Below are 23,968 nucleotides of genomic sequence, written 5' to 3'. Positions count from 1 at the left end.
CGGCCTCCCACAGTATATCCTGAATGGGAGGCCGGGTGGGGGTGCGGGCCGGTGCGGTCTAAATCAAAACAGCATCAGTCTTCCGGCGCGATGGTGACGCGCAGGCCGTCCAGCGTATCGTTCAGCACGAGCTGGCAAGACAGGCGGCTGGTGTCGTTGCGATGGTCGGAGCTGTCGAGCAGGTCATTTTCATCCTCGGTCATCGCCGGGAGCGAATCGGCGAAGGCCGGGTCGACATAGACATGGCAGGTGGCGCAGGAGCTGCAACCGCCGCACAAGGCGAGCAGCTCGTCAAAGCCGCTGTCGCGGATGACTTCCATCACCGACAGGCCATTGTCGCCATCGACAGCCTGTTCTTCGCCCGCACGGTTGACCACGATCAGTTTCGGCATCTATCCAGTCCCCTAGAATTATCCTCGCCGCTCTGACGGACAGACGCCGGGAAATCAAGGGGCGGACGGAAACACTTATGGTCACGACCGCAGACGCATTACGCAACAGCCTGGACGCCATCGCCGCAATCGAGCCGGGATTTGGCGCGGCGCTGGGCCGTGTCGGCTATCCTGAGCCGCGCCTGCGGGAGCCGGGCTATGAGACTCTGCTGCGCACGATCGTGGGTCAGCAAGTCAGCGTCGCGGCGGCCGCGGCGGTGTGGCGCAAGCTGGAGACAGAGTTGGGCGTCGGCTGCGCACCCGACGCGCTGCTGAGCCGCGACTATGACGCGCTGCGCGCCTGCGGCCTGTCGCGCCAGAAACAGGGCTATGCCCGCAGCCTGGCGGAGATGGTTCTAAGCGGCGCGTTGGACCTGAACGCCCTGCCCGCCGAAGATGAGGCAGCGATTGCGCAGCTCATCCAGATCAAGGGGATTGGCCGCTGGTCGGCGGAGATCTACCTGCTGTTCGCCGAAGGGCGGCCCGACATCTGGCCGGCGGGCGATCTGGCCGTGCAGATCGAGGTTGGCCGGATATTGGGCCTGCCCGAACGACCGAGCGAAAAAATGACCCGCCAACTCGCCGAAGCCTGGCGTCCGCATCGCGGAGCCGTGGCCATCATGGCGTGGCACCATTATAACACAGAGGTTCTGTAACCATGTCCGCTACACTCCCCCACGCCCGCTACATCGTCCTGGCCCATGAGGGCGTGTGGAAGATCAATTTGAACAACAGCTATTATGGCCCCTTCGATACCCAGGCGGCAGCGATCGGGAGCGCGACGGACACAGCGCGCAAGGCCAGCGAAGGCGGCTATCCCGCGTCCGTCCTGTTGATGAAGGACGCCACCAATTTCGAGACTGTGTGGACCAGCGTGCAGGATTGACCCTGTATTTTGGTCTATCGACCAAGGATTCTTATGCCGTCACGGGAACCGTGCGGGCAGCGGGGCATTTCTTGTCCTGAATCATACAGGCCCCAAGGATGAGCAAGAAAGTATTGATAGTCGAGGACGAGATTTTCGTCGCTTTGGAAATTGAACAGATTGTCGAGGAGACAGGATTCGACGTCAGCGCGATTGCCGCTGACCGCGAGGCTGCGCTGGCCTGCGCCGAATCCTGCGACATTGCGCTGGTCGATCTGAACCTGCGCGATGGGCCGACGGGGCCGACGATCGGCATGGAGCTGGCCAGCCGCTATGGCATCCGCGTCATCTATGTCACCGCCAACCCTTCACAGATCGGTGCCGCGTCGGTCGCCGCGCTGGGCGTGATTACAAAGCCGTTTCGCGCGCAGAGCATTGCCGCCGCCCTACAACTGGCCGCCGAAGAAGAACCCGAATTGCACGCTGCCGATATTGCGGGCTTTATTCCGTTCCTGCCGACCGGCTCATCGAGCGGGCTGGAATCCAGAGGCTGAGTTTCAGCCCGTCGGCGGACCAGTCGCGCACGATGCGTCCGCCCAGTTGGCGCTCGACGCTCAGCGTGATGAGGCGGCTGCCAAAGCCATCCGATTGCGCCGCCTGAACGACGGGTCCGCCCTGTTCGCGCCAGTCGATGCGGACATCCTTGCCTTCGCGGACAATGTGCAGGGCAATCCTGCCCTCCGGCGTCGATAATGCGCCATATTTGGCGGCATTGGTCGCCAGTTCGTGGAACAGTAAAGCCAGCGGGGTCGCCGAACGATCGTCGATCGCGACATTGTCGCCCGACAAGGCGATGCGGGAGCCATCATCCGCTTTATAGGGCGCGAAAATCTGTTCCAATATGCCCCAGAGCAGCCCCTGCCCGTGGCCGACCTGCGGCGCGGATTCCGCGCTGTGGGGCCGCACGAAATCATGGGCGCGGCCCAGCGCCAGGATGCGGTCGCGCAGATCGTCGGCGACATCGCTGATTTCGGGGTGCTGGCGCGCCGACAGGCCGATGAGGCCTGCGATCACCGAAAAGATATTCTTGATCCGGTGGGACAGTTCATGCGCGATCATCTCGCGCTCTTCCATCATTAATTTCTGTTCGTGGATTTCGGTGCAGGTGCCGATCCAGCGGAGAATGTTACCCGCGCCGTCGCGGATCGGCAGGGCGCGGCCCAGCGTCCAGCGATAATCGCCGCTATGGTGGCGCAGGCGATATTCGATATCATAAGGTTCGCCGGTTTCCAGCGAGTTGCGCCAGCGGCCCCAGGCGCGCTCCTGATCGTCGGGATGAAACATATCGTTCCATCCCTCGCCATGAGTCGATCCCTCCGGGACGCCAGTATATTCATACCAGCGCGCGTTATAATAATCATGATAGCCGTCGGGCAGCGTCGACCAGACCATTTGCGGCATGGTATCGGCCAGCGTGCGGAACATGCGGTCGCTGTCGGCAATGGCGGCGGCGTCCTGGTTTTGCCGGGCGATCACGTCGCGGTCGCGACGGCGCCCCTCCAGTTCGACCATCACCTGGCGGGCCAGCAGGGTCAGCCCCTGCCGCTGCATCGGGGTCAGATCGGCGCGCGGCTGCGTATCAATGACGCACAGTGCGCCCAGTGGCACGCCCGCGCTATCGACCAGCGGTGCGCCGGCGTAGAAACGGATATGCGGCGGGCCGGTGACCAAGCTATTGTCGGCAAAGCGCGGATCATTGCCCGCATCGGGCACGACGAAAATATCGTCCCCCAGCATCGCCAGCGCGCAGAAGGACACGTCACGCGGGGTTTCTTCAGCGTCAAGGCCAGTGCGGGCGAGGAAGCGCTGACGCGCTTCTTCCACAATGCTGACAAGGGCGATCGGCGCATCGCACAGAGTGGAGGCGAAAGCCGTAATCTCGTCCAGATTACGGAAGCCACCGGCATCCAGATCATAGAGCGCCAGCAGCGCCGTGCGATCCGTTTCCAGGCCGATGCCGTTAGCCATCACTGACACGCTCGATATCGGCACCGACGGCGGAGAGTTTTTCTTCCAGCCGTTCATAGCCGCGATCGAGATGATAGACGCGATTGACCTGGGTTTCGCCCTCGGCAGCCAGGCCCGCCAGGATGAGGCTCATCGAGGCGCGCAGGTCGGTCGCCATCACCGGCGCGCCGACCAGCTTGTCCACGCCGCGCACGACAGCGGTGCGGCCGTTGACGGCGATGTCCGCGCCCATCCGCGCCAGTTCAGGCACATGCATGTAGCGATTTTCAAAGATGGTTTCAGTGAGGACCGATGCGCCGTCGGCCATGGTCAGCATCGCCATGAATTGCGCCTGCATGTCGGTCGGGAAGGCCGGGAAAGGGGCAGTCGAGAGGGTCAGCGGCTTCAATTTGCCGTCGGAGGAGACACAGATGCCATCCTTGTGGACGTCCACCTGAACCCCTGCGTCGCGCAGCGCGGCAATGATCGCGTGCATATCTTCGCCATTGGCGCCGATCAGGTCAAGCGACCCGCCGGTGATCGCCGCGGCGCAGGCATAGCTGCCCGCCTCGATCCGATCGGGCATGACGCGATAGGTCGCGCCATGGAGCCGTTCGCGACCGGTGATGACGAGCTTGTCGGTGCCGACGCCTTCAATGTCCGCGCCCATCGCCTGCAACAGGCGGCACAGGTCGACGATTTCGGGTTCGCGCGCGGCATTTTCCAGGATGCAGGTGCCTTTGGCCAGCACCGCGGCCATCAGCGCATTTTCGGTCGCGCCGACCGAGACCACCGGGAAGGTGTAGATGCCGCCGGGCAAGCCGCCATCGGGCAGGCTGGCACGGACATAGCCTGCGGCAATCTCGATGATCGCGCCAAAGGCTTCGAGCGCCTTCAAATGCAGGTCGATCGGGCGGTTGCCGATGGCGCAGCCGCCCGGCAGCGACACCCGCGCTTCGCCCGCACGGGCCAGCAAGGGACCAAGCACCAGGATCGAGGCGCGCATCTTGCGCACAATGTCATAGGGGGCTTCGGTCGAGGTGACGCGCCCTGCCCGCATCGTCATGACGCGGCCGAAATCCTCCGGCCTTGCCCCCTCGATCATGGTCGATACGCCCAACTGGTTGAGCAGATGACCGAAACTGTCGACGTCGGCGAGGCGCGGCAGGTTGCGCAGCGTCACCGGCTCGTCAGTCAGCAAGGCGCAGGGCAGCAGCGTCAACGCTGCATTTTTCGCGCCGGAGATGGGAAGGCGGCCATTGAGCGCTTTGCCGCCGCGGATGATGATGCGGTCCATTGGTCAGGGTTAATAGCGGCAAACGCGCGCCGTGCAAGGCGGGCGGCGGGCGATTTGTCGCGCCGGATTGTAACAGCCGAAACAAATGCTGTGATCTTGATCGAGTTTAGTGCGGCCAACCAAAATGCAGCCAAAAGGCGCGTGGGGCGTTTTGCCATCGTAACGAGAATTTTTAAGAGGTTTATTGGTGGCAACAAGTTGTTTCGCAGAAAGGCTGGCCAAGCATGTGCCGCTGTCCGACGCGGAAAAGTCGGCCCTTGCTCGGCTGGAAGAAAATCCGCGCAAGGTAAAGCGTGGCGCGATGATCCAGCGGGTCAATGATACCGTGACCGAATTGTTCGTGCTGCGCGAAGGCCGGGTGATGAGCTTTGTCATCCTGCCCGATGGCAGCCGCCAGATCCTGCGCGTCTACTTCCCCGGCGACTTTATCGGTTCGGCCAGCACCATTTACAGCAAGGCGCCCGAATCGCTGGTCGCGCTGACCGACGTGGTGGTGTGTCCGTTCGACAAGCACGCGCTGCGCCGCTTGCTGGAGGAATATCCGCGCGTCGCCGCTTTGCTGTTCCTGCTGTCCAATGCGGAGCGGGTGGCGATGACCGACCGGCTGGCATCGCTGGGCCGCACATCGGCCAAGGCGCGGGTGGCGTCCTTCCTGCTCGATATGTTCGACCGGCTGCGGGTGACCGACGACGGCGTCATCGACAGTTTCGACCTGAAGCTGACGCAGGAGGAGATTGGCGATTCGATCGGCCTGACATCGGTGCATGTGAACCGCATGATCCGCCAGATGGAGCAAGAGGGGCTGATCAGCCGCTCCAACGGGCGGATTACGCTGCACCAGATGGCGCGGCTGGAGGAAATCGGCCATTATACCAACCGGCACAAGGACATGGATCTGGACTGGTTGCCGGTCGGCTGAGGGCTATTTGCGCGCGCTGACAGGTTCCGGCGCGAAACAGCGGGTGCAACGACGCCAGCAGGTGAGGCCGGGCATGGCGGCGGCGGGATGGAGGCCGGGTTTGGGATAGAGGCCGGTCAGGATGGCGGGTGACACCCCCTCCGGCGCGGCGGCGCTGTGGCACATCAGGCAGTTGCGGACATATTTGGCGCGGGTGAGGCCCGAATGATCCTCCTGCGCAGCAAGAGGTGCGGGCGTCAGAAGCAGCAGCGCCAGCGCCAGCCTCACGCCAGCAACTCGACATCCCAATAGAGCCAGTCGTGCCAGCTTTCGTGCAGATAGCCGGGCGGAAAGGCGCGGCCATGTTCCTGCAAATGCCAGCTGGTCGGGCGGATCGGCTGGACGTGGAGCTGCATCCCCGCTTGCTTTGGGGTGCGCCCGCCCTTTTTGAGGTTGCAGGGCGAACAGGCGGTCGCGACATTTTCCCATGTGGTGCGACCACCGGCACGGCGCGGGACGACATGGTCGAAGGTCAGGTCGCTGGTGCTGCCGCAATATTGGCAGCTGAATTTGTCGCGCAGGAACAGGTTGAAACGGGTGAAGGCGGGATGTTCGGACGGCTTCACATAATGTTTGAGCGCGATGACCGAGGGGATTTTCATGTCCAGGCTGGGGCTATGCACCTGCCGCGCATAGGAGGCGATGATGTCGACCCGGTCGAGAAAGACCGCCTTGATCGCGGTCTGCCACGGCCACAGGCTCAGCGGATAATAGCTGAGCGGCGTGTAATCAGCGTTCAAAACCAGTGCCGGACAATTCTCCGGGTGCCGTATAAGGTCGGGATGGTACATAGAAAGCCTCTACCCCCTTGCCGACGCTGCTGATCCATCAGCAACATGACATCCGCATGACAGCATCAACCAATATCGCCCGTCAAGAGCCTGTATGACACCATCTATCGCACCACAGCATATGGTGACCCGCTTTGCCCCCAGTCCCACCGGGCGGCTGCATGTCGGCCACGCCTGGTCGGCGCTGCTGGCGCATGACATGGCGCGGGCGGCGGGCGGCGCGTTTCGGCTGCGGATCGAGGATATTGACGGCACCCGCAGCCGGGCGGAGCATGTTGCGGGGATCATCGAGGATTTGGCCTGGTTGGGGATAGGCTGGGACGGCGAGGTCATGTTTCAGTCGCAACGGCTGGACCAATATGACGCAGCGCTGGAACGGTTGCGGGGCATGGGGCTGCTCTACCCCTGTTTCTGCACGCGGGCGGATATCGCCGCGAGCGCCAGCGCGCCGCATGGGCCAGAGGGGGCGGTGTATCCGGGGACGTGCCGGGGGATGGGCGCGGTCGAGCGGGCGCGGCGGATGGACGCGGGGGAGGCTCATGCGTGGCGGATCGATATGGGGCAGGCGGTGCCGCGGGTTGGGGTGGTGGAATGGCGGGCGCTCTTCTTCCAATCTCTGACCAAGGTGCAAGGGTGGAACATGGGTCCCCGCTTTCGCGGGGATGACGAAACAGGTGTGATTTCACACACTGCCTACCCCCTCGCCCATGGCGACGTCGTGCTGGCGCGCAAGGATGCGCCGGCGAGTTATCATCTGTCCTGCACGCTGGACGATGCGGCGATGGGGGTGAGCCATGTGCTGCGCGGCGACGATCTGCTGGGCGCAACCGATGTGCATCGGCTGTTGCAGGCCTTGCTTGATCTCCCGTCCCCTGTCTATATCCATCATCCGTTGCTGGTGGACGCGAATGGCAAGCGGCTGGCGAAGCGGAGCGGGGCGATTGCGCTGGCGGATTTGCGGGCGCAGGGCATGGACCCGGCGAGCCTGGTCGCTGACCTAAGGGACAGGCGCTTTCCGGTTGGCATCGGGCTGGCAAGCGCCTAGAACCATCTTATGAATACCGTCCTTGTCATCGCCCTCGCCCTTGCCATGGCTGCAACCTTGTTTGCGCTGATCCGCGGCATCATCAGCTTCCTTCAGGTCACCAAGGAAGAATTGAACGCGCCTGAAGGCAGCGGTCCCGGCCCATCGCGGCTCAAGCAGAACAAGATGATGCTGAACCGCGTGCTGTTCCAGGCCGGTGCGATCATCATCGTTGCCATCATGCTGCTGGCCAAGGGTAATAGCTAACCCCCATGGTCAAACTGAACAAGATTTACACCCGCACCGGGGACGCGGGGACTACCGGTCTTGTCGATGGATCGCGCCTGCCCAAACACGCGCCGCGGATGCAGGCGGTGGGCGATGTCGATGAGGCGAACAGCGCGGTTGGCCTGGCGATTATCGCGATGGGCGATGCACCCGAAGCGGGATGGCTGACGACGATCCAGAATGATCTGTTCGATCTGGGCGCTGATCTGGCGACGCCGATCCCCGATGGGGCTGACGAGCCATGGGCGCTGCGGATCATCGCAACCCAGGTGAAGCGGCTGGAGGATCAGATCGACGCGATGAACGCCGATCTGGCCCCGCTCGACAGCTTCATCCTGCCCGGTGGATCGCCTGCCGCTGCCGCCATCCATCTGGCCCGTGCGATTACGCGGCGGGCGGAACGTAGCGCGACCGCTGCGGCGGTCGAGGTTGCGCTTAACCCGCAGGCTCTCGCCTATCTCAACCGCCTGTCCGACCTGCTGTTCGTGCTGGCGCGGCGGGTGAATGATAATGGCGCGGGCGATGTCAAATGGGTGCCGGGCGCGTCGCGCTGATCGCGCCTGCGTCCTGACTCAGCTAAGGCACGGCTCGTCCCGCTTAGCAAAATTAACCCTGTTTCTTTGGAATCCATTTAGCTCACCCCCCGACTTTGCGGCCCATTCGCAATTACGGGGCTGTCCATGCATTTCTATCTCGCAACGTCCTTCATCTTCCCGCGCTCGCTGCGCCTGCGCCTTTTCACGCTCTGCTTCATTGCCACCCATTTGCCGCTGCTGGGCTATAGCAGTTGGGGGCTGGCGACCGGGCGGATCGCGCTGACCGAATTTGTCCTGCTGACGCTGATGACGGTTTTCGGCACAGCGATTGCGCTCATCGGCATCGGCGCGCTGCTTAATCCCATTCAGGCGCTGGCAGAGACGCTGAACAGCAAGGCGGAGACCGCGCTGCCCGAAATGGGCGATGTGATCCAGACGCTCTATGCCGGGGTGCATCGTACCGCCAGCACGGCGCGCGCGCAGATCGATGACCTGCAGGTCGCGGCGCAGGAGGACCCGCTGACCGGCATTGCCAACCGGCGCGGCTTTCTGGCGCAGATCGATGTCCTGTCCAAGGACCAACGCCGGGGTTGTGTCGCCATCATCGACATCGACCATTTCAAGCAGGTGAACGATCAACTGGGCCATGATGAGGGCGACCGGGTGCTGGCCGCCTTTGCCGATCGCCTGTCCGCGCAGTTGCGCCGCGTCGACAAGGTCGCGCGCTGGGGTGGCGAGGAATTTGTGATCTTCTTCCATGGCGCGGCGGAGGACGAAGCCTGCTGGTCGCTGGCGCGGATCGCCAGCCAGATGCGGCAGGAACCGATCGGCCGGATTCACGACCGCCCGATCAGCTTTTCCGCCGGGGTGTGCCGCTGGACCGGGGACGCGGTGGATGGCGCGATCGCTGCGGCAGACACGGCGCTCTATGAGGCCAAGCAGTCGGGGCGGGACCGGATCTGTCGGGCTGCGGCGGCGGTGCAGATGGTGTGAGACAGCAAAGCTTTAAGGTCGTTACCCATAAAGCCCCTCCCCGCCGGGGAGGGGAGATAAAACGTCTGGATATTACTCCACGACGCGGGCGGTCCAGGTGGTGATCCAGTGCCAGGCGCCGCGACATTCGCCCATGCTGGTGGCCTCGATCAATCGGAAGCGCTGGCCGTCCCAGACATAGGCTTCGCTGCCGCCGCAATCGCCCAGGCCCCGCCCCTTGGCGAAACTGTCGAGCCGGGATTTTTCCGGGGTCCAGCCGACATTGACGAGCATCGGGTGGCCCGCTTCCTCGCTCCAGCCGGGCTTGAAGTCGAAGGCGGCGAAACGGAAGGCGCGGCGGCCCGGCACGCCGGTGGCGATGACCGGCACGGACGAGAAATTATAGGCCCCCGAACCGCAAGGGACCAGGATGAGCGTTTCCGTCTTGGACAGACGTTGCAGGTCGGGCGTCTGGTCGCTGCGCATCTCGTCCGCGCAGCCGGTATATGTGCCCAGCGCGGTCAGTTCCTCGCGCCACAGGGCGGCGGGCGCTGCACCGGCGGGGACCAGCGCGCGGCGGATGGCGGGCGCGGCGGGGGCGGGCTTTACCGCCCTTGGACCAAGTGGGCCGGTCGCGACCAACGCGGTCGTGGTGCCTGCCCGGCCCTGCCGCGCGTCCATATAGCGCAACGCCGCGCCTGCCCCGGCGAGCGAGGGGCGGCCAAGCGGTTTCGCGCCCGCGCGCACCTCCATGGTAGAGCCGCGCGCCATGGCGATGGCGAGGGCGGAGGCCTGCGGTCCCCGGATCGTGGCTTCGCCGTCACGGGCGATGGCGCTGGCGATCTTGCGGCCATCGACGGACAGGGTGATGTCGGCCTGCCCCTTGCCCTCGCGGCTGATCCACACTTCGGCCTGGGCATCGGGTCCGGCGGCGCGGGCGATACCGATCATCAGCGGGATGTCAGGCAGATCGCCGCCTTCGGGCAGCAGCGCGACGGCTTCGCAGCGGTTGCGATTGTCGCAGCCGATGGTCCAGTCCTTATAGGTTTCCAGCGCCCCCGGCTTTGGCGCCTGCGCCATGGCCGATGCCGATCCCAGCGCTACCGCCAGCGCGGCCGCGAAAAGTCTGTTTGCCCCCATGGGGTTAACCATAATATATTTGCGGAGGGAGGGATAGAGTCTCGTTACGTAATCGTGTTGAATTCAGGCGGGACTGGGTTCCCGCCTGCGCGGGAACACGGGGCGTGTCAGCGCAGGCTGAGCATCAGGCCGGCCAGAGCGGCGCTCATGAGGTTGGCAAGGCTGCCGGCGACCAGCGCTTTCAGGCCGAGCTTGGCGATCATCGGGCGCTGGTTGGGGGCCAGGTTGCCGGTCACCGCCATCTGGATCGCGATCGAGCTGAAATTGGCGAAACCGCACAGCGCGAAGGTGACGATGGCGACGCTGGCGGGGGACAGGCTGCCCTGCACCTGCCCCAGATTGATATAGGCGACAAATTCATTGAGCACGACCTTGGTGCCGAACAGGCCGCCTGCGACCTGCGCTTCTTCCCATGGGATGTTGAGCAGATACATGACCGGCGAAAAGACATAGCCCAGCAGTTGCTGGAAGCTGAGCGTGGGATAACCGAACACGCCGCCAATGCCGCCCAATATGCCGTTTGCCAGCGCGACCAGCGCGACGAAGGCCAGCACCATCGCGCCGACCGCGACCGCGAGTTTCACGCCGGTCTGTGCGCCCTGGGCTGCGGCCATGATCAGGTTGGCGGGCTTTTCCTCGTCATGGCTGGCGACCGGCATGGGTTCACCCGGCGTGCCTTCGGGCAGCAGCGCGGCTGGCCCCGCGCCGCTGATCCGCGCTTCGGGCAGGTGAATAGCGGGATCATCCCCCAGCGGCAATTCGCCCTGCGCCGGCAGGCGCGTGTCGGGCATCATGATCTTGGCCATCAGCAGCCCGCCGGGCGCGGCCATGAAGCTGGCGGCGAGGAGATAGTCGATCTTGATCCCCATCGAGGCATAGGCGGCAAGGATGGTGCCTGCGACCCCGGCCATGCCGCTGGTCATCACGGTGAACAGCTGCGGCGGGGTGAGACCGGCCAGATAGGGGCGGATGACGAGCGGGCTTTCGCTTTGCCCCACGAAGATGTTGGCAGCAGCGCACAGGCTTTCCACCTTCGACACGCCCGTCACCGCCTCGATCGCGCCGCCGACCCAGCGGACGATGAACTGCATGACGCCCAGATAATAGAGGATCGACACCAGGCTGGCGAAGAAGATGATGACCGGCAGCGCGGCGATGGCAAAGCTGGCCCCGCCGATTTCCGGGCTGGCCAATGGGCCGAAGATGAAATTGGTGCCCGCCTGCGCATAGCCCAAAAGGTTGGACACGCCCTTTGACATGCCCGCGATGACCGCGCGTCCGGCGGGGACATAGAGGACCAGCAGGGCAATGCCCGCCTGCAACAGAAACGCCGCGCCCACGACCCGCAACCGGATGGCGCGGCGGTCGGACGAAAGGGCAATGGCGATGGCAAGAATGAGCAAGATGCCCGCAAGACCGATGAGAAGATGCATGAAAGGCTTTCGCGGGGAGAATGGTGGCGCGGGAAGGATGTTGTGCGCGACTATATGAGCGGAGCGCGGGCATGGCGAGTCTGAGTTTAGGGATGCGTGACATGCCCGGTCATTCCTACGATATAAATGAGATGCTCTCGCTTTTCTGGTCGGACGCGCTAGGCTGGGGGTAAGACAGAATCGGGCGAGGAGAGCGGGATGACGCAGGCGGGGGCTTTGACGGCCGGGGCGGAGTGGCGGCGGTCGCCGGTGCTGCCGATCGCGGCGGGGCTGGGCTATGCCACCAGCGTCATCCATATTTACGGCCTTGGTCCCTATATCGAGCCGATCAGCCAGTCGTTCGGCTGGTCGCGAACGCAGACCACCATAGGGCTGACGCTGGCGACTTTGGTGCAGGCGCTGTTTTCGGTGCCGATCGGGCTGATGGTCGACCGGCTGGGGCCACGGCTGTTCGGACTGGTCGGCGTGCTGCTGACCTGTGGCGCCTTTGCGATGCTGGGGACGGCGAGCGGCGACAAGACGCAATGGTTGATGCTGTGGAGCCTGCTGGCGCTGGCGACGCTGCCGGTGCAGGCGACGGTGTGGACCAGCGCGGTCGCGACCCGCTTTGCCGCGTCGCGCGGGCTGGCCTTTGCCGTGACCTTGTGCGGCGCATCGCTGGCCGCCGCGCTGTTCCCGCTGCTGGGCAGCTGGCTGATCGCGCGCCATGGCTGGCAAACAGCCGCGCCGATCCAGGCGGCGATCTGGGTGGCGATCGCCTTCCCGATGATCTTCCTCTTCTTTCGCGGCGCGCATGACCGGCGCGGCAAGGCGGCGGTGGAAGCCCGACCGGTGCTGACCGGGGTGACATTGGGCGAAGGGTTGCGGTCTTCCATCTATCACCGGCTGCTGCTGGCCAGCCTGCTCTTCACCTTCACGATCATCGCGCTAGTCGTGCATTTCGTGCCGATCCTGACCGACCGGGGCGCAGACCGGATGGCAGCGGCGGGGGTGGCGGCGCTGGTCGGGCTGTTTTCCGTCATCGGGCGGCTGGCGACCGGGCTGCTGCTCGACCGGTTTCGCGCGTCGATGGTGGGGGCGACCGTGTTCCTGCTGCCCGCAATCGGATGCCTGTTGCTGCTGACGGGCGGGGATAGCTGGATGGCGCAGGCAGCCGCCGCCGCGATGGTCGGGCTGACGCTGGGGGCAGAGGTGGATGTGATCGTGTATCTGACCACCCAGCATTTCGGCCTCAAGACATTTGGCGGGCTTTATGGCGGGCTGTTGATGGCCTTGTCGGTCGGCACCGCGACGGGGCCGCTCGGCGCGTCGGCACTGTTCGATGCGACGGGGGGCTATGGTCCATTTCTGTGGCTGACCATCGCGCTGATGGCCGGGAGCAGTGTGACGCTGGCCAGCCTGCCCCGCCCGGCGTTCGCGCGGCGCTGACCAGCAAGTCTCAGGCGTCTGCCACAAAAGCGAGCGAGAACCAGGAGGACATGGCATCGACCGCCAGAGGCGAGAGGCAGATCGCGCGGCGGCGGCGGCTGTTGGGTGAGGTTTGATGTTCGTCCAGCAGGCCGCGCCGCTCCAGCACACCGACCTGGCCGACGATGACGCTCATCGACAGGCGCGATTTTTCGCTCAGTTGTTCCAGCGTCAGCGCCCGTCCCTCCAGCCCCGCCTGATAGAGGAGGAGCAGCATGTCCCAGGCAGGATCGCTGAACAGATTTTGGCCGAGCAAGGTGGCACGCGCCCGCCGCGCTTCGATATAACGTGCGAGCGTGGCGAGCTGGCCCCCGCCATCGCCATCCAGAACCGCCGCATCCTCCTGCCGCGCGTGCACATTGCTGAGGCAGCGTTGCAGCGCGACGATGAGGTCGGCTGCCTCCTGGCTGGGGACAATGCTCTCAGGCGGGATATGCGCGGTCATGGAGCGACTTTCGATCAAGTTCGATGCCAATGATGGTGAAGATCATCAGGGGGATGATCCAGACCGTGTTCAGCCCTTCGTAGATGCGGTCGGAAAAACTCTGGAGCAGCAGCGTCGCCACATGGGACAGCACCGTCATCAGCTGGCAGGCGGAGACCCAGACCGGCCAGTAACGGTGGCTTTGCAGCATCAGCCACAGCATCGCGGCAAAGGTGCACAAATCGACCGTCATCAGCCAATATTGCGTCGCCTGCCACGATCCGGCGAGTTGGGCGGGAATGGTGAACAGCACCGCCGTCACCGAGATGACGACGAAGCGTCGCCCGTCCCGCCCGCCAAACGCCAGCGCGAAAGCGCAGGTTAAAAGCATCAGAAGCCAAAAAGAAGCCGCCAGCATTTGATCACCGGTTGAGAGGGGGGAGAAATCAAACGTTTACCCAATGCCGACGGCTCCACCTGGTCAGGCGACCAGGGTCAGGTGGCGCTGCACATCGTCCTGCACGGGCGCGTCCATCCCCAACGGGCATCCAAAAGCTGTGACGGCATGCTGGCTTTGTTCGATACAGCGGGTCAGCAACGCTGTCGCGCGGATCATGTCGCTGCGCCCCTCGATAATCTTGGTCGCGCTTTCATGGATGCGCAGGATGATGCGCTGGCTTTCAGCGGCGGTGAGGCCGGAATCCTGAGCAGCGGCGAGAAAGGCGGTGGTCAGCTGCGCGGTGTCGACGAGCGCGACGTCCAGCGCGGCAAAAGCCTGCTTGGTCTGATCGGCGACGGCCTGGGTCTTTGCGGGATCAAGATTAAGCACAAGTCATCTCCTTCGCACGACGCCATGCAGGCGGTGCGTTGTCAGCGTGGCAATGTAGGAAGGATCAGGCCAGCGCCTTGAAGGCCCCGGCAATGAGCAGCAGCAGAGTGACGACACCAACGCCGGTCAGAACGGCGGCGCGGATCATCGCCAATATGCGGCCATCGATACTCAGTTCATTGATCGATCCCCCTAGCGGCGGGCCGAAGGCGAGGATGCGGCGCAGGAGCGTTTTGCGTTCCATCTGCTCATCCGGCCTGTCCGGCTGAGCGATGGATGACGCAGGACAGGCATCGGAGGCAAGCCGCTGCGTTTGATGTATCAAAGGCTGATATGTGCCACTTTGGGCCTGTGGTTGATCGAACGAAACGAACAGGCGCGCGGCCTCCTTGCGCGACGGCACGCCGAACTTGCGCAAACTGGTGCGGACGCGCTGATCCACCGTATGCTCCGAGACGTGGAGCTGCCGCGCGATTTCCTTGGAATTGAAGCCCTGCGACACCAGCCGCAGGCACTGCTTTTCCCCCTCGCTCAAGGCTGGCAGCGCTTCTGCCACTCCATCAATCCTCCTGCGCGCACGTCTACCGATGAACGAACCAGCGGTAAAAAAGGCCACCGCCAAGCATATCACATCCCCAAGGTTGCGATTCGGTTTGCGTTACATCCTAAAGTGACATGACAGGGTGTTGATATGCAACGGAGTTACGTAGGTAGCCGACGCTATGGTCAGGCGGTCGGCTTGCCGTCCTGCTTCGCCTTGTGCGCGGCCAGGAGCGAATCGATCTCGACAATACGCTGGCGCTGGACCGTGTCCTTGGCCAGACCCTTGAGCCGACATTCGGCCCATAGCGCGCGACGCTCGGAAGTCAGAGCTTTGAGATAGAGGTCGGCCATCGGGCATCCTTAGAAAAAGAAAAGGGCGGGAGCGTTGTGACGCCCCTGCCCCTCCACCACCGACTGCGTCGGCGGTCCCCCTCCCCAGGCAAGCCTGGGGAGGAATGATCAGGCCGCTTTCGAGCGGCTCATGCGCTTGCGCTCGTTCGGGTCGAGGTAGCGCTTGCGCAGGCGAATCGTCTTGGGCGTGACTTCGACCAGTTCATCGTCATCGATATAGGCGATAGCCTGTTCCAGCGTCAGCTTCCACGGCGGGGTCAGGCGAACGGCGTCGTCCTTGCCGCTGGCGCGGAAGTTGGTCAGCGCCTTGGACTTCATCGGGTTGACTTCGAGGTCGTCGGGCTTGGCATTTTCGCCGATGATCATGCCTTCATAGAGCGCTTCGCCAACGCCCACCATCAGGATGCCGCGTTCTTCGAGCGGACCCAGCGCATAGGCATTGGCTTCGCCCGCGCCGTTGGAGATCAGGACGCCATTCTTGCGGCCTTCGATCTTGCCCTTGTGGGGGCCATATTTCTCGAACAGGCGGTTCATGATGCCGGTGCCGCGCGTGTCGGACAGGAATTCGCCATGATAGCCGATCAGGCCGCGCGAGGGCGCGGAGAAGGTGATGCGGGTCTTGCCGCCGCCCGACGGGCGCATGTCGGTCATTTCCGCCTTGCGCAGGTTCATCTTCTCGACAACCGTGCCGGAAAATTCATCATCGACGTCGATCATGACGGTTTCATAAGGCTCGGTCTTGCCGCCATCCTCATCTTCGCCAAACAGCACGCGCGGGCGGCTGATCGACAGTTCAAAGCCTTCGCGGCGCATGGTTTCGATCAGGACGCCGAGCTGAAGTTCCCCGCGACCGGCGACTTCGAAACTGTCCTTGTCGGCGCTCTCGGTCACCTTGACGGCGACGTTCGATTCGGCTTCGCGGGCCAGGCGATCGCGGATCATGCGGCTCGTCACCTTGGTGCCTTCGCGGCCCGCCATCGGCGAGTCGTTGACGGCAAAACGCATCGACAGCGTTGGCGGATCGATCGGCTGGGCCTGGATCGGCACGGTGACCGACGTGTCGCAGATGGTGTTGGCGACGGTCGCGACCGCCAGACCAGCCAGCGAGATGATGTCGCCAGCCTTGGCTTCGTCGACAGGCACGCGATCGAGACCGTGGAAGGCCATGATCTTGGACGCGCGGCCGGTTTCGATCACCTTGCCATCCATGTCGAGCGCGTGGATCGCCTGGTTCACCTTCACCGAACCGCTGGTCACGCGGCCAGTCAGGATGCGGCCCAGGAAATTGTCACGGTCGAGCAGCGTCACGAGGAAAGTGAAGGGCACGCCATCGACTTCCACGGCGGGCGCGGGGACATGATCGACGATCTTCTGAAACAGCGGCTTCAACGTGCCCGACCGCAGCGTGGGATCTTCATTGGCATAGCCATTGCGGCCCGACGCATAGAGGACGGGGAAGTCGAGCTGTTCGTCGGTCGCATCGAGCGACACGAACAGGTCGAACACTTCGTCCAGCACTTCCTGGATACGCTCGTCGGGGCGATCAACCTTGTTGACAACGACGATCGGACGCAGGCCCAGTGCCAGCGCCTTGCCGGTCACGAACTTGGTCTGCGGCATCGCGCCTTCCGACGAATCGACCAGCAGGACGACGCCGTCGACCATCGAGAGGATGCGTTCGACTTCGCCACCAAAGTCGGCGTGACCGGGCGTGTCGACGATGTTGATGCGGGTGCCTTCCCACTCGACCGAGGTGGGCTTGGCCAGGATGGTGATACCACGTTCTTTTTCGAGATCGTTGCTGTCCATCGCGCGCTCTTCGACGCGCTGATTGTCGCGGAAGGTGCCGGACTGGCGGAAAAGCTGATCGACGAGGGTGGTTTTGCCGTGATCGACGTGCGCGATGATCGCGATATTACGCAGGGACATGTCTTGCCTTTGGGATATGGGCTCCCCTGGCCGACACGAGGTCACACAGAGGCTTCGGGCGCGCCCCTACAGGAATTGATGCGCCGCGGCAAGGCTTGGGGGTTTGGCGTTGGGGGAAGTGATGCGGGGAGCGGGCGGCCGTCCCGCTCCCGCGCCGGATCAATGATTGATGGTGATGATGTTCGTCGACGCAACGCTGCCGTCGAACCATGCCTTGCCGTCCGTCAGATCAAGATGCAGGCCCAGATCCTTGATCGCAGCGGCATCGTCAATGTCGACGCCCTGGTCCTTGAGCAAGCCCAGAAAGCTGTTCATGAAGCGCACGCGCGCAGCAGGACTGGCTTGCAACTTGGTCGTCAGAGTAGCTCTTGCCGTACCCATATCCATATTCCTCTCTGTTCAGCTGCAGTGTTCGAGCATGTTTCCGAAGAAGGCTGCAGCGCGTTCCTTCCCCAAAACCCCTTCGACCCGGTCCATTGTTTTGATGATTTCCTGCGTGCGGTAGGTTTCGAACACGGCCTGCACGCGGGCGGCGATGTGCGGTTTGCGAAGCACCGCATGGCATGTGCTGCACGCACCGGGATAATCCTCGAATTTCGGCATGTCGGCATGGAGCGCCGGATCGAGCCGTTCGATGATGTCGTAAAATTGCGGAAATCCCTCCCGCTTGATCACGCGCAGCAAAAGCGACGCCTCGATTCGCGCGCGGATCAGCGCCAATGGCTCGGTAAATGCATTGCCCATGACAAGGCCCGGCGTCGCCCGGTTGAAGGTCGAGCAGCAGGGATAGGTTTTGCCATCCCAGAATATGACAATGTCATGATGGACGCGCCGGTAGCAGGTTTTGACCTTCGGACCCGTCAGCGCGGCATAATCGACATCCCATTTGGTTGCCCGGCCGGTTTTGGCCACGATCTTGTCGATCAGATGGACGTTGGGGACATCGACCAATTCCGGTACGAATTCGCGCAACGTTCCACCGGGCGTGTCAAAGGTGCCGACGATGTAAACCGGAATGTCGTGCGCCGCACAGGCATGGGCGGCCCGCGTCACCGCGTCCGGCGTGACGAATTCGGCGTGAGACGGGTCGCAACTGATGTTCATCCGGCGCAGGCCGCACGCCGCCATGCGCGCCGCCAACTCGCGTGCTTCCTCCCCGCTTTCGCCCCAATAACCCGAACTCGCCGCCGTGAAGGGCAAGCCGTGCAGCGCGCAACGGTCGATCATCGCCAGAAAATCGTCGCGATGCACCATGGGTTCGCCGCCGGTGAAGCCGACCGAGGAAAAATGCTCAATGGCCGCGGCCTGGTCGATCAGGCTTAACGCCTGGTCGATCGGCATCCGTTCACTACGACCGGGATGACAGCCATAACAACAGAAATCGCATGACAAAGGGCATGTCATCGTTGTGTTGAGGACAAGAACATCCTTCTCAAGAATGGCGGACCATTCCCTCAAATCTTCATATTCTGACAAAATCCTATCCTCCCCGACGAATATACGCGAAGATCATTCTGTTATGACGATTTTGGATTTTTTATGGAGCGACCACCGCCAGTATGTCGGCGACTCGAATATTAGCAGTATGATTCTGTGCCATCAATTTTAATGATAACTGTATTTCCATTAACCATAATTAACTGAACGAATATTGTCAGTCATGTTGACGTTTTGATCGTCAAGATGGTGCCAAATCAGCGCGTTAACCGATGATAGCTGTGCGCGATTTTTCCTGCGGCGAATACGTCCAGCCATCGCCGTGAGCCACGAGGCGCCAAACAAGCGTGATCGAGCGCTGGCCGGGCTTTTCCGTCCCGATGTCCCGATCCATTTGCATCGGGCGCAGGGCCGCGCCATATTTCGGGCCTGTTCCGCATTGAAGATGCAGTGTTATAGTCGCATATAACAGCCGCAAGGAGATAGCATGGCCAGCACCGCGCCCACCACGACCGCAACATCCTCCGGCGATCCGTTCAGCCTGACCCCGCCCGACCCGGTGCCGGTCGTGAGCGTCGAGAGGGCCGCCGGGTTGGTGCCGATCGACGAGGGCAAAAAGTCCAAGCTGGACGAGAAGGTCGACGCCTTCATCGACGATCTGGTGGCGCAGGACGCCAATTCGCCGGCATTCGGCGCGCGGGTCGATCAGCTGACCAATATGGGGCGCAAGGAAATTGCCGAGGCAGCGGGCCACTCCAACCGCTTTCTCGACCGGCCCGTCCGGGCGATGGACAGCGACAGCAAGGTTGGCGCGGACCTGGCCGAACTGCGGCGCACGGTCGAGGATCTGGACCCTGGCAAGCGCGGCAGCCTGACCAGCCGCAAAAAACTGTTCGGGATCATCCCGTTCGGCAACAAGATGCGCGACTATTTCGACGGCTATAAAAGCGCGCAGAGCCATATCAATTCGATCCTGGGATCGCTGGCCAGCGGCAAGGATACGCTGATCAAGGATAATGCCGCGATCGATGTCGAGCGGCAGAATATGTGGGCGACGATGGGTCGCCTCGAACAGATGATCCATATCAGCAAAACGATGGACGCGCGGCTGGAAGCCAAGGCGCTGGAGCTGGATTCGACCGACCCGACCAAGGCGAAGGCGATCCGCGAGAGCGCGCTGTTCTACATCCGCCAGCGTACGCAGGATTTGCTGACCCAGATGGCAGTGACGGTGCAGGGCTATCTCGCGCTCGATCTGGTGAAGAAGAATAATGTCGAACTGGTCAAGGGCGTGGACCGCGCCTCCACCACCACGGTCGCGGCGCTGCGCACGGCGGTGACGGTGGCGCAGGCCCTGGTCGGGCAAAGGCTGGTGCTGGAGCAGATCACCGCGCTCAACACCACGACCGCGAACATGATCGATTCGACCGGCGAATTGCTGAAAAGCCAGACCGCGCAGATTCACGAACAGGCCGCGTCCAGCACGATCCCGATCGAGACGTTGCAGCGCGCCTTCCAGAATATCTACGACACGATGGACAATATCGACAGCTTCAAGCTCAAGGCGCTGGAGAATATGAAAACCACGGTGACGACGCTGTCGCACGAGGTGGAGAAGTCCAAGGGCTATATTGCGCGGGCCGAAGGGCAGGCGCAGGCGTCGAAGGAAGCGCGGGCGGACAATCCCTTGTTGAGCGCGATCGAGGGGTGAGGATGTTCATTAACAACATCCGTTCGTTTCGAGCGAAGTCGAGAAACGCAGGCACCGCGCCAGCCGCTTCTCGACACGCTCGAAGCGAACGGAGGCGGGTAATATGAGCCGTTCGGATCGCATACTGGCCGATGCCGAAGCGGTGCTGCGGCGTCATAGCGAGCGCGGGCAGAGCCTGACCGCGCGAGCGCGGCAGCGGCGTAATGCGGGGCTGATCCGCAAGGTCAAATATGCCTTCTGGGCGGTGCTGGCGGTGATATTGGGCAGCGCGGTTGCGGGCTTTGTCATGCCGCTGGGGACGACCGGCATCATGATCGCGCTCGGCGTCATCATTGCCGCGCTGCTGCTGATCGCGCTGTTGCCGACGCAGACCCGTGTACGGACCGAGGCGCTGGCGGAAACGCCGCTTACCGCCCTGCCGCTCCAGACCGAAATCTGGCTGGAAAATCAGCGCAAGGCGCTGCCTGCCCCGGCGGTGACGCTGGTGGACAGTATCGGCGTCAAGCTGGAGATATTGGCGCCGCAGCTGGAGCGGCTGGGACCGCAGGACCCTGCCGCGCTGGAGGTGCGCAAGCTGCTGGCCGACCATCTGCCCGAACTGGTGACAGGCTATCAGTCGATCCCGCAGCCGTTGCGGCGCGAGGAACGCAATGGCCGGGTGCCGGAAAAGCAGCTGGTCGAGGGGCTGGCCGTGATCGACGCGGAAATCGGGCGGATGAGCGAGAATCTGGCCAGTGGCGATCTGGACAAGCTGGCGACGCAGAACCGCTTTTTGGAGCTGAAATATCAGGAGGCGAAGGAATTGGGGCAATAGCCCCGTCCTTCCCGGATGATCCACCTCACCCTCATCATCGTCGATTTTCTGACCGGGCTACTGGCCGCGGGCGCATGGGCGCTGGCGTCTGCGGGCGGGGCTATCGCGGCGGTGATCGGCGGCGGGGTGCTGGGCGTATCACTGTTCCGGCGCTGGCGGCGCAAGGGTTAGGGCCAAAACCGATCAAGACTACACGTCAACGAAGCATCCTCCCCCAGCGGGGGAGGTGGCTGGCCGAAGGCCAGACGGAGGGGTGTCGAGCCATCGATAGGGCGACACCCCTCCACCACACCCTTCGGGTGCGGTCCCCCTCCCCTTGCAGGGGAGGACCAGGAAGCGCGCGAAGTTAGTCGATTTTGACCCTAAGCGCCGCGCACGACCTGCAGCACTATGGCGTCGGACAGGGCTATGTCGAAATGCAGGCCAAAGCGTTTGGCCCGGACCCACACGACATGGGCCATGGCGACAATCCCTTCCGCCTCTATCCTGACGCGATCGCCTGCTTGCGGGGGGTGATCGCAATGGGCCAGCGCCCCCGTTGTCGACAGGTCCAATATATGCGCGCGCAGCGGCGTACCACGCAGGCGCAGCACCACCGGCTCGAACATCTTGTGCCGCGCGGCGATGCGCGGTTTAGGCCCTGACGGCGCAAGTGAAGCATGGTCGGTCATGAAGGAACCTCCCTGGCATCTTCATATTGCAGGAGCGAACAACAGCCAATCACCAGAAAGGATCAGGACCGCATTAACCCTGATTTTCGCTGTGATAGGCGCAAGGGACGATGCTGGCAGGGTCGGGGCGCGCGGCGATGCGGCGGAAACGGGCGAAATAGCCGCCTGCGGTCGGCTTGGGAATAACCTCTTCCAGCCGGAAGCCAATGGCCGCCAGTTCGCAGGCCAGCAGGCGCGGCGGCGTGCCATGCTGCTCCGTCGGACGGTTGGCATCGACGACGATCAGCTCGCCATCTTTTTTGAGTGCGGGGCTGAGATGCCAGAGGAAGGCGTAAGGCTCGGCAATCTCATGATACATATGGACCATCAATATCCGGTCGAAACTGTTGACCGGCAGGCGCGGATCTTCCGGCGCACCCAGCTTGACGCTGACATTGTCCAGTTTTTCGCGGGTGATGCGGCGGGACAGCGCCTCGATCACTTCAGGCATGATATCTTCGGCCAATACTCGCCCGCTTTTGCCGACGCGGGTGGCGAGGCGGACGGTATAATAGCCCTCTCCCGCGCCGATGTCCGCCACTGTCATGCCGGGGCGGATGCCCGCGCGGTCCATGATATCCTCCGCCTCATGCACCCGGTCGCGCGCCTCTTCGCTCGACCAGCGGGTCGATACGATGGGAGCGACCGGGCGGTCAGCCAACGGAAAGGGGGCAGCGGCGGGCGAACGGTCGGTCCCGTGCCCCGGCGACAGGCGGTCGCAGGCGGCCAGCAGGACAAGCATACCCGCCAGAGCCACCCGCACGATCATCAGTCGACATCCTCGACATCGACGCTCTCGCCCGTCACCTTCTGGCTGAGCGCAGCCGCCATGAACGGATCGAGCGCGCCGTCCAGCACATCGTCGGGCGCGGTGGAGGTGACGCCGGTGCGCAGATCCTTCACCAGCTGATAGGGTTGCAGCACATAGGAACGGATCTGGTGGCCCCAGCCAATCTCCGTCTTGGCCGCATATTCACCCGCGGTTACAGCTTCGCGCTTGGCCAGTTCCGCTTCGTAGAGCCGGGCCTTGAGCATATTCATCGCGGTGGCGCGATTCTTGTGCTGCGATCGGTCATTCTGCGACGCAACGATGATGCCAGACGGGACGTGGGTGATGCGGACCGCCGAATCGGTCGTGTTGACGTGCTGCCCGCCCGCGCCCGATGCGCGATAGGTGTCGATCTTGAGGTCGGATTCCTTGACCTCTATGTCGATATCATCGTCGATCACCGGATAGACCCAGACCGACGAGAAGCTAGTATGGCGGCGCGCGGCGCTGTCATAAGGGCTGATGCGGACCAGACGGTGGACGCCGCTTTCGGTCTTGGCATAGCCATAGGCATTTTCGCCCTTGATCAGGAAGGTCGCGGACTTGATGCCCGCCTGATCCCCCGCCTGATAATCGACCAGCTCCACCTTGTAACCGCGCCGTTCGGCCCAGCGGCGATACATGCGGCTGAGGATTTCGGCCCAGTCCTGACTCTCCGTGCCGCCAGCGCCAGCGTGAATTTCCAGATAGGTGTCGCTGCCATCGGCTTCGCCCGACAACAGCGCCTTGATCTTGTCCTCGTCCGCCCGGTCGGCCAGCGCCTTCAGGGCGGCAATGGCTTCGGCCACCATCTCCTCGTCGCCTTCGGCCTCTGCCATTTCGATGAGTTCGGCGGTGTCGGACTTTTCCGATGCGATGGCCTTCGTCGCGCCGATGGCGCTGTCCAGCCGCGTGCGCTCGCGCATCACCTCCTGCGCCAGTTTCGCATTGTCCCACAGTGTGGGGTCCTCGACGCGGGCGTTCAGCTCGTCGAGGCGGCGCAGCGCGCGGTCCCAGTCGAGCGACTGGCGCAGCAGAGCCAGCGCAGCGTCGATGCGATCAATATATTGCAGCGCTTCGGCGCGCATGGGTGGTCTCCAAAAACTCGGCCCGAAAGGGAACGCTCTCTAGCCGTTCGCCCTGAGCTTGTCGAAGGGCCGTCCTTTCTTGAGTAAATAGCGCTTCGTCAAGAAGAACAGGGCT

The 23,968-nt window shown here is 63.2% G+C and carries 30 protein-coding genes; 12 read left to right on the top strand and 18 right to left on the bottom strand.

Annotation, left to right across the window (positions count from 1 at the left end; genetic code table 11):
• Window positions 1-74: 74 nt before the first annotated feature.
• Window positions 75-392, bottom strand: a complete 318-nt coding sequence (locus tag ACODSR_RS17130; protein ID WP_489077833.1) for a 2Fe-2S iron-sulfur cluster-binding protein — start codon at window positions 390-392, stop codon at window positions 75-77.
• A gap of 77 nt (window positions 393-469) precedes the next feature.
• Here ACODSR_RS17130 and ACODSR_RS17125 point away from each other — a divergent pair, with 77 nt between their 5' ends.
• The 3 genes from ACODSR_RS17125 to ACODSR_RS17115 all read left to right on the top strand — a co-directional run bounded on the left by ACODSR_RS17125 (window position 470) and on the right by ACODSR_RS17115 (window position 1,850).
• Window positions 470-1,087: a DNA-3-methyladenine glycosylase family protein gene (locus ACODSR_RS17125; protein WP_489077832.1), complete on the top strand. Its 618-nt coding sequence runs from the start codon at window positions 470-472 to the stop codon at window positions 1,085-1,087.
• A gap of 2 nt (window positions 1,088-1,089) precedes the next feature.
• Window positions 1,090-1,317, top strand: a complete 228-nt coding sequence (locus ACODSR_RS17120) for a DUF2188 domain-containing protein (protein ID WP_489077831.1) — start codon at window positions 1,090-1,092, stop codon at window positions 1,315-1,317.
• A gap of 98 nt (window positions 1,318-1,415) precedes the next feature.
• Window positions 1,416-1,850, top strand: coding sequence for a response regulator (locus ACODSR_RS17115; RefSeq protein ID WP_489077830.1), 435 nt, complete (start codon window positions 1,416-1,418; stop codon window positions 1,848-1,850).
• Here the strand turns inward: ACODSR_RS17115 and ACODSR_RS17110 are convergent.
• Both ACODSR_RS17110 and murA read right to left on the bottom strand, forming a co-directional pair.
• Complete coding sequence (locus ACODSR_RS17110; RefSeq protein ID WP_489077829.1) at window positions 1,798-3,324, bottom strand: PAS domain-containing protein; 1,527 nt, start codon at window positions 3,322-3,324, stop codon at window positions 1,798-1,800. The genes ACODSR_RS17115 and ACODSR_RS17110 overlap by 53 nt on opposite strands.
• Window positions 3,317-4,600 carry a UDP-N-acetylglucosamine 1-carboxyvinyltransferase gene (gene murA, locus ACODSR_RS17105; RefSeq protein WP_489077828.1) on the bottom strand — a complete coding sequence of 428 codons (1,284 nt, stop codon included), beginning with the start codon at window positions 4,598-4,600 and terminating at the stop codon, window positions 3,317-3,319. The genes ACODSR_RS17110 and murA overlap by 8 nt, the downstream gene beginning before the upstream one ends.
• 184 nt (window positions 4,601-4,784) lie before the next feature.
• Here murA and ACODSR_RS17100 point away from each other — a divergent pair, with 184 nt between their 5' ends.
• Window positions 4,785-5,519, top strand: a complete 735-nt coding sequence (locus tag ACODSR_RS17100) for a Crp/Fnr family transcriptional regulator (RefSeq protein WP_294132924.1) — start codon at window positions 4,785-4,787, stop codon at window positions 5,517-5,519.
• A gap of 3 nt (window positions 5,520-5,522) precedes the next feature.
• Here ACODSR_RS17100 and ACODSR_RS17095 read toward each other — a convergent pair whose 3' ends face one another.
• Window positions 5,523-5,786 carry a hypothetical protein gene (locus ACODSR_RS17095; protein WP_489077827.1) on the bottom strand — a complete coding sequence of 88 codons (264 nt, stop codon included), beginning with the start codon at window positions 5,784-5,786 and terminating at the stop codon, window positions 5,523-5,525.
• On the bottom strand, window positions 5,783-6,349 hold the full coding sequence (locus tag ACODSR_RS17090; protein ID WP_119744765.1) for an HNH endonuclease: 567 nt from the start codon (window positions 6,347-6,349) through the stop codon (window positions 5,783-5,785). The genes ACODSR_RS17095 and ACODSR_RS17090 overlap by 4 nt, the downstream gene beginning before the upstream one ends.
• A 94-nt stretch (window positions 6,350-6,443) precedes the next feature.
• On the opposite strand from ACODSR_RS17090, the gene gluQRS reads away from it, so the two are divergent.
• The 4 genes from gluQRS (at window position 6,444) to ACODSR_RS17070 (ending at window position 9,190) form a co-directional block, all read left to right on the top strand.
• A complete protein-coding gene (gene gluQRS, locus ACODSR_RS17085; protein ID WP_489077826.1) occupies window positions 6,444-7,394 on the top strand; it encodes a tRNA glutamyl-Q(34) synthetase GluQRS in 951 nt (316 codons plus the stop codon).
• A 9-nt stretch (window positions 7,395-7,403) separates the two neighbouring features.
• Window positions 7,404-7,640, top strand: coding sequence for a twin transmembrane helix small protein (locus ACODSR_RS17080; protein ID WP_119744769.1), 237 nt, complete (start codon window positions 7,404-7,406; stop codon window positions 7,638-7,640).
• A gap of 5 nt (window positions 7,641-7,645) precedes the next feature.
• Window positions 7,646-8,215: a cob(I)yrinic acid a,c-diamide adenosyltransferase gene (locus ACODSR_RS17075; protein WP_489077825.1), complete on the top strand. Its 570-nt coding sequence runs from the start codon at window positions 7,646-7,648 to the stop codon at window positions 8,213-8,215.
• Window positions 8,216-8,341: 126 nt separating this feature from the next.
• Window positions 8,342-9,190: a GGDEF domain-containing protein gene (locus ACODSR_RS17070; RefSeq protein WP_489077824.1), complete on the top strand. Its 849-nt coding sequence runs from the start codon at window positions 8,342-8,344 to the stop codon at window positions 9,188-9,190.
• 72 nt (window positions 9,191-9,262) lie between these two features.
• Here the strand turns inward: ACODSR_RS17070 and ACODSR_RS17065 are convergent, their stop codons facing one another.
• Both ACODSR_RS17065 and ACODSR_RS17060 read right to left on the bottom strand, forming a co-directional pair.
• Entirely contained in the window at window positions 9,263-10,309 is a 1,047-nt protein-coding gene (locus tag ACODSR_RS17065; protein ID WP_489077823.1) for a DUF1176 domain-containing protein, read from the bottom strand.
• A gap of 107 nt (window positions 10,310-10,416) precedes the next feature.
• Window positions 10,417-11,742, bottom strand: coding sequence for a NupC/NupG family nucleoside CNT transporter (locus ACODSR_RS17060; protein ID WP_489077822.1), 1,326 nt, complete (start codon window positions 11,740-11,742; stop codon window positions 10,417-10,419).
• Window positions 11,743-11,940: 198 nt separating this feature from the next.
• Between ACODSR_RS17060 and ACODSR_RS17055 the strand changes: the two genes are divergently transcribed.
• Window positions 11,941-13,170, top strand: coding sequence for an MFS transporter (locus ACODSR_RS17055; protein WP_489077821.1), 1,230 nt, complete (start codon window positions 11,941-11,943; stop codon window positions 13,168-13,170).
• Between the two features lie 10 nt (window positions 13,171-13,180).
• On the opposite strand, the gene ACODSR_RS17050 is transcribed toward ACODSR_RS17055, so the two are convergent.
• The 8 genes from ACODSR_RS17050 to ACODSR_RS17015 form a co-directional block, all read right to left on the bottom strand.
• Window positions 13,181-13,654 carry an ArsR family transcriptional regulator gene (locus ACODSR_RS17050; RefSeq protein WP_294132954.1) on the bottom strand — a complete coding sequence of 158 codons (474 nt, stop codon included), beginning with the start codon at window positions 13,652-13,654 and terminating at the stop codon, window positions 13,181-13,183.
• Window positions 13,632-14,024 (bottom strand): hypothetical protein, encoded by a 393-nt coding sequence (locus ACODSR_RS17045; RefSeq protein WP_489077820.1) that lies wholly within the window; start codon window positions 14,022-14,024, stop codon window positions 13,632-13,634. Before ACODSR_RS17045 ends, ACODSR_RS17050 begins: the two co-directional genes overlap by 23 nt.
• 90 nt (window positions 14,025-14,114) lie before the next feature.
• Window positions 14,115-14,462, bottom strand: coding sequence for a hypothetical protein (locus ACODSR_RS17040; protein ID WP_006955377.1), 348 nt, complete (start codon window positions 14,460-14,462; stop codon window positions 14,115-14,117).
• 64 nt (window positions 14,463-14,526) lie between these two features.
• Window positions 14,527-15,018, bottom strand: a complete 492-nt coding sequence (locus ACODSR_RS17035) for a LuxR C-terminal-related transcriptional regulator (RefSeq protein WP_489077819.1) — start codon at window positions 15,016-15,018, stop codon at window positions 14,527-14,529.
• A gap of 170 nt (window positions 15,019-15,188) precedes the next feature.
• Window positions 15,189-15,356: a hypothetical protein gene (locus ACODSR_RS17030; protein ID WP_489077818.1), complete on the bottom strand. Its 168-nt coding sequence runs from the start codon at window positions 15,354-15,356 to the stop codon at window positions 15,189-15,191.
• A gap of 108 nt (window positions 15,357-15,464) precedes the next feature.
• Window positions 15,465-17,285 (bottom strand): translational GTPase TypA, encoded by a 1,821-nt coding sequence (gene typA, locus ACODSR_RS17025; RefSeq protein WP_006951577.1) that lies wholly within the window; start codon window positions 17,283-17,285, stop codon window positions 15,465-15,467.
• A 159-nt stretch (window positions 17,286-17,444) separates the two neighbouring features.
• Window positions 17,445-17,666: a hypothetical protein gene (locus ACODSR_RS17020; RefSeq protein WP_217675381.1), complete on the bottom strand. Its 222-nt coding sequence runs from the start codon at window positions 17,664-17,666 to the stop codon at window positions 17,445-17,447.
• 18 nt (window positions 17,667-17,684) lie between these two features.
• A complete protein-coding gene (locus tag ACODSR_RS17015) occupies window positions 17,685-18,689 on the bottom strand; it encodes a radical SAM/SPASM domain-containing protein (RefSeq protein WP_489077837.1) in 1,005 nt (334 codons plus the stop codon).
• 520 nt (window positions 18,690-19,209) lie between these two features.
• On the opposite strand from ACODSR_RS17015, the gene ACODSR_RS17010 reads away from it, so the two are divergent.
• The 3 genes from ACODSR_RS17010 to ACODSR_RS17000 all read left to right on the top strand — a co-directional run bounded on the left by ACODSR_RS17010 (window position 19,210) and on the right by ACODSR_RS17000 (window position 21,418).
• On the top strand, window positions 19,210-20,433 hold the full coding sequence (locus tag ACODSR_RS17010; protein WP_489077817.1) for a toxic anion resistance protein: 1,224 nt from the start codon (window positions 19,210-19,212) through the stop codon (window positions 20,431-20,433).
• Window positions 20,434-20,536: 103 nt separating this feature from the next.
• Window positions 20,537-21,247, top strand: coding sequence for a hypothetical protein (locus tag ACODSR_RS17005; RefSeq protein ID WP_489077816.1), 711 nt, complete (start codon window positions 20,537-20,539; stop codon window positions 21,245-21,247).
• Window positions 21,248-21,262: 15 nt separating this feature from the next.
• On the top strand, window positions 21,263-21,418 hold the full coding sequence (locus ACODSR_RS17000) for a hypothetical protein (protein WP_489077815.1): 156 nt from the start codon (window positions 21,263-21,265) through the stop codon (window positions 21,416-21,418).
• 191 nt (window positions 21,419-21,609) lie between these two features.
• Here the strand turns inward: ACODSR_RS17000 and ACODSR_RS16995 are convergent, their stop codons facing one another.
• The 3 genes from ACODSR_RS16995 to prfB all read right to left on the bottom strand — a co-directional run bounded on the left by ACODSR_RS16995 (window position 21,610) and on the right by prfB (window position 23,853).
• Complete coding sequence (locus ACODSR_RS16995; protein WP_489077814.1) at window positions 21,610-21,918, bottom strand: PilZ domain-containing protein; 309 nt, start codon at window positions 21,916-21,918, stop codon at window positions 21,610-21,612.
• Between the two features lie 73 nt (window positions 21,919-21,991).
• Window positions 21,992-22,726, bottom strand: a complete 735-nt coding sequence (locus ACODSR_RS16990) for a class I SAM-dependent methyltransferase (RefSeq protein WP_489077813.1) — start codon at window positions 22,724-22,726, stop codon at window positions 21,992-21,994.
• Entirely contained in the window at window positions 22,726-23,853 is a 1,128-nt protein-coding gene (gene prfB / locus ACODSR_RS16985; RefSeq protein ID WP_489077812.1) for a peptide chain release factor 2, read from the bottom strand. The genes ACODSR_RS16990 and prfB overlap by 1 nt, the downstream gene beginning before the upstream one ends.
• Window positions 23,854-23,968 lie beyond the last annotated feature (115 nt).

This window comes from Sphingobium sp. FG125 (genome assembly GCF_057809795.1).
This window is presented reverse-complemented; position numbering and strand designations above follow the sequence as displayed.

Excerpts from the sequence above, each read along its gene's own strand:
- ACODSR_RS17010 (WP_489077817.1), top strand. The coding sequence starts at position 19,210 with ATGGCCAGCACCGCGCCCACCACGACCGCAACATCCTCCGGCGATCCG.
- ACODSR_RS17070 (WP_489077824.1), top strand. The coding sequence starts at position 8,342 with ATGCATTTCTATCTCGCAACGTCCTTCATCTTCCCGCGCTCGCTGCGC.
- ACODSR_RS17075 (WP_489077825.1), top strand. The coding sequence starts at position 7,646 with ATGGTCAAACTGAACAAGATTTACACCCGCACCGGGGACGCGGGGACT.
- ACODSR_RS17020 (WP_217675381.1), bottom strand. The coding sequence starts at position 17,666 with ATGGGTACGGCAAGAGCTACTCTGACGACCAAGTTGCAAGCCAGTCCT.
- ACODSR_RS17110 (WP_489077829.1), bottom strand. The coding sequence starts at position 3,324 with ATGGCTAACGGCATCGGCCTGGAAACGGATCGCACGGCGCTGCTGGCG.
- ACODSR_RS16995 (WP_489077814.1), bottom strand. The coding sequence starts at position 21,918 with ATGACCGACCATGCTTCACTTGCGCCGTCAGGGCCTAAACCGCGCATC.
- ACODSR_RS17065 (WP_489077823.1), bottom strand. The coding sequence starts at position 10,309 with ATGGGGGCAAACAGACTTTTCGCGGCCGCGCTGGCGGTAGCGCTGGGA.
- ACODSR_RS17080 (WP_119744769.1), top strand. The coding sequence starts at position 7,404 with ATGAATACCGTCCTTGTCATCGCCCTCGCCCTTGCCATGGCTGCAACC.
- ACODSR_RS17125 (WP_489077832.1), top strand. The coding sequence starts at position 470 with ATGGTCACGACCGCAGACGCATTACGCAACAGCCTGGACGCCATCGCC.
- ACODSR_RS17030 (WP_489077818.1), bottom strand. The coding sequence starts at position 15,356 with ATGGCCGACCTCTATCTCAAAGCTCTGACTTCCGAGCGTCGCGCGCTA.
- ACODSR_RS17115 (WP_489077830.1), top strand. The coding sequence starts at position 1,416 with ATGAGCAAGAAAGTATTGATAGTCGAGGACGAGATTTTCGTCGCTTTG.
- ACODSR_RS17015 (WP_489077837.1), bottom strand. The coding sequence starts at position 18,689 with ATGACATGCCCTTTGTCATGCGATTTCTGTTGTTATGGCTGTCATCCC.
- ACODSR_RS17005 (WP_489077816.1), top strand. The coding sequence starts at position 20,537 with ATGAGCCGTTCGGATCGCATACTGGCCGATGCCGAAGCGGTGCTGCGG.
- typA (WP_006951577.1), bottom strand. The coding sequence starts at position 17,285 with ATGTCCCTGCGTAATATCGCGATCATCGCGCACGTCGATCACGGCAAA.
- ACODSR_RS17050 (WP_294132954.1), bottom strand. The coding sequence starts at position 13,654 with ATGACCGCGCATATCCCGCCTGAGAGCATTGTCCCCAGCCAGGAGGCA.
- ACODSR_RS17060 (WP_489077822.1), bottom strand. The coding sequence starts at position 11,742 with ATGCATCTTCTCATCGGTCTTGCGGGCATCTTGCTCATTCTTGCCATC.
- murA (WP_489077828.1), bottom strand. The coding sequence starts at position 4,600 with ATGGACCGCATCATCATCCGCGGCGGCAAAGCGCTCAATGGCCGCCTT.
- ACODSR_RS16990 (WP_489077813.1), bottom strand. The coding sequence starts at position 22,726 with ATGATCGTGCGGGTGGCTCTGGCGGGTATGCTTGTCCTGCTGGCCGCC.
- ACODSR_RS17130 (WP_489077833.1), bottom strand. The coding sequence starts at position 392 with ATGCCGAAACTGATCGTGGTCAACCGTGCGGGCGAAGAACAGGCTGTC.
- prfB (WP_489077812.1), bottom strand. The coding sequence starts at position 23,853 with ATGCGCGCCGAAGCGCTGCAATATATTGATCGCATCGACGCTGCGCTG.
- ACODSR_RS17045 (WP_489077820.1), bottom strand. The coding sequence starts at position 14,024 with ATGCTTTTAACCTGCGCTTTCGCGCTGGCGTTTGGCGGGCGGGACGGG.
- gluQRS (WP_489077826.1), top strand. The coding sequence starts at position 6,444 with ATGACACCATCTATCGCACCACAGCATATGGTGACCCGCTTTGCCCCC.
- ACODSR_RS17055 (WP_489077821.1), top strand. The coding sequence starts at position 11,941 with ATGACGCAGGCGGGGGCTTTGACGGCCGGGGCGGAGTGGCGGCGGTCG.
- ACODSR_RS17090 (WP_119744765.1), bottom strand. The coding sequence starts at position 6,349 with ATGTACCATCCCGACCTTATACGGCACCCGGAGAATTGTCCGGCACTG.
- ACODSR_RS17120 (WP_489077831.1), top strand. The coding sequence starts at position 1,090 with ATGTCCGCTACACTCCCCCACGCCCGCTACATCGTCCTGGCCCATGAG.
- ACODSR_RS17000 (WP_489077815.1), top strand. The coding sequence starts at position 21,263 with ATGATCCACCTCACCCTCATCATCGTCGATTTTCTGACCGGGCTACTG.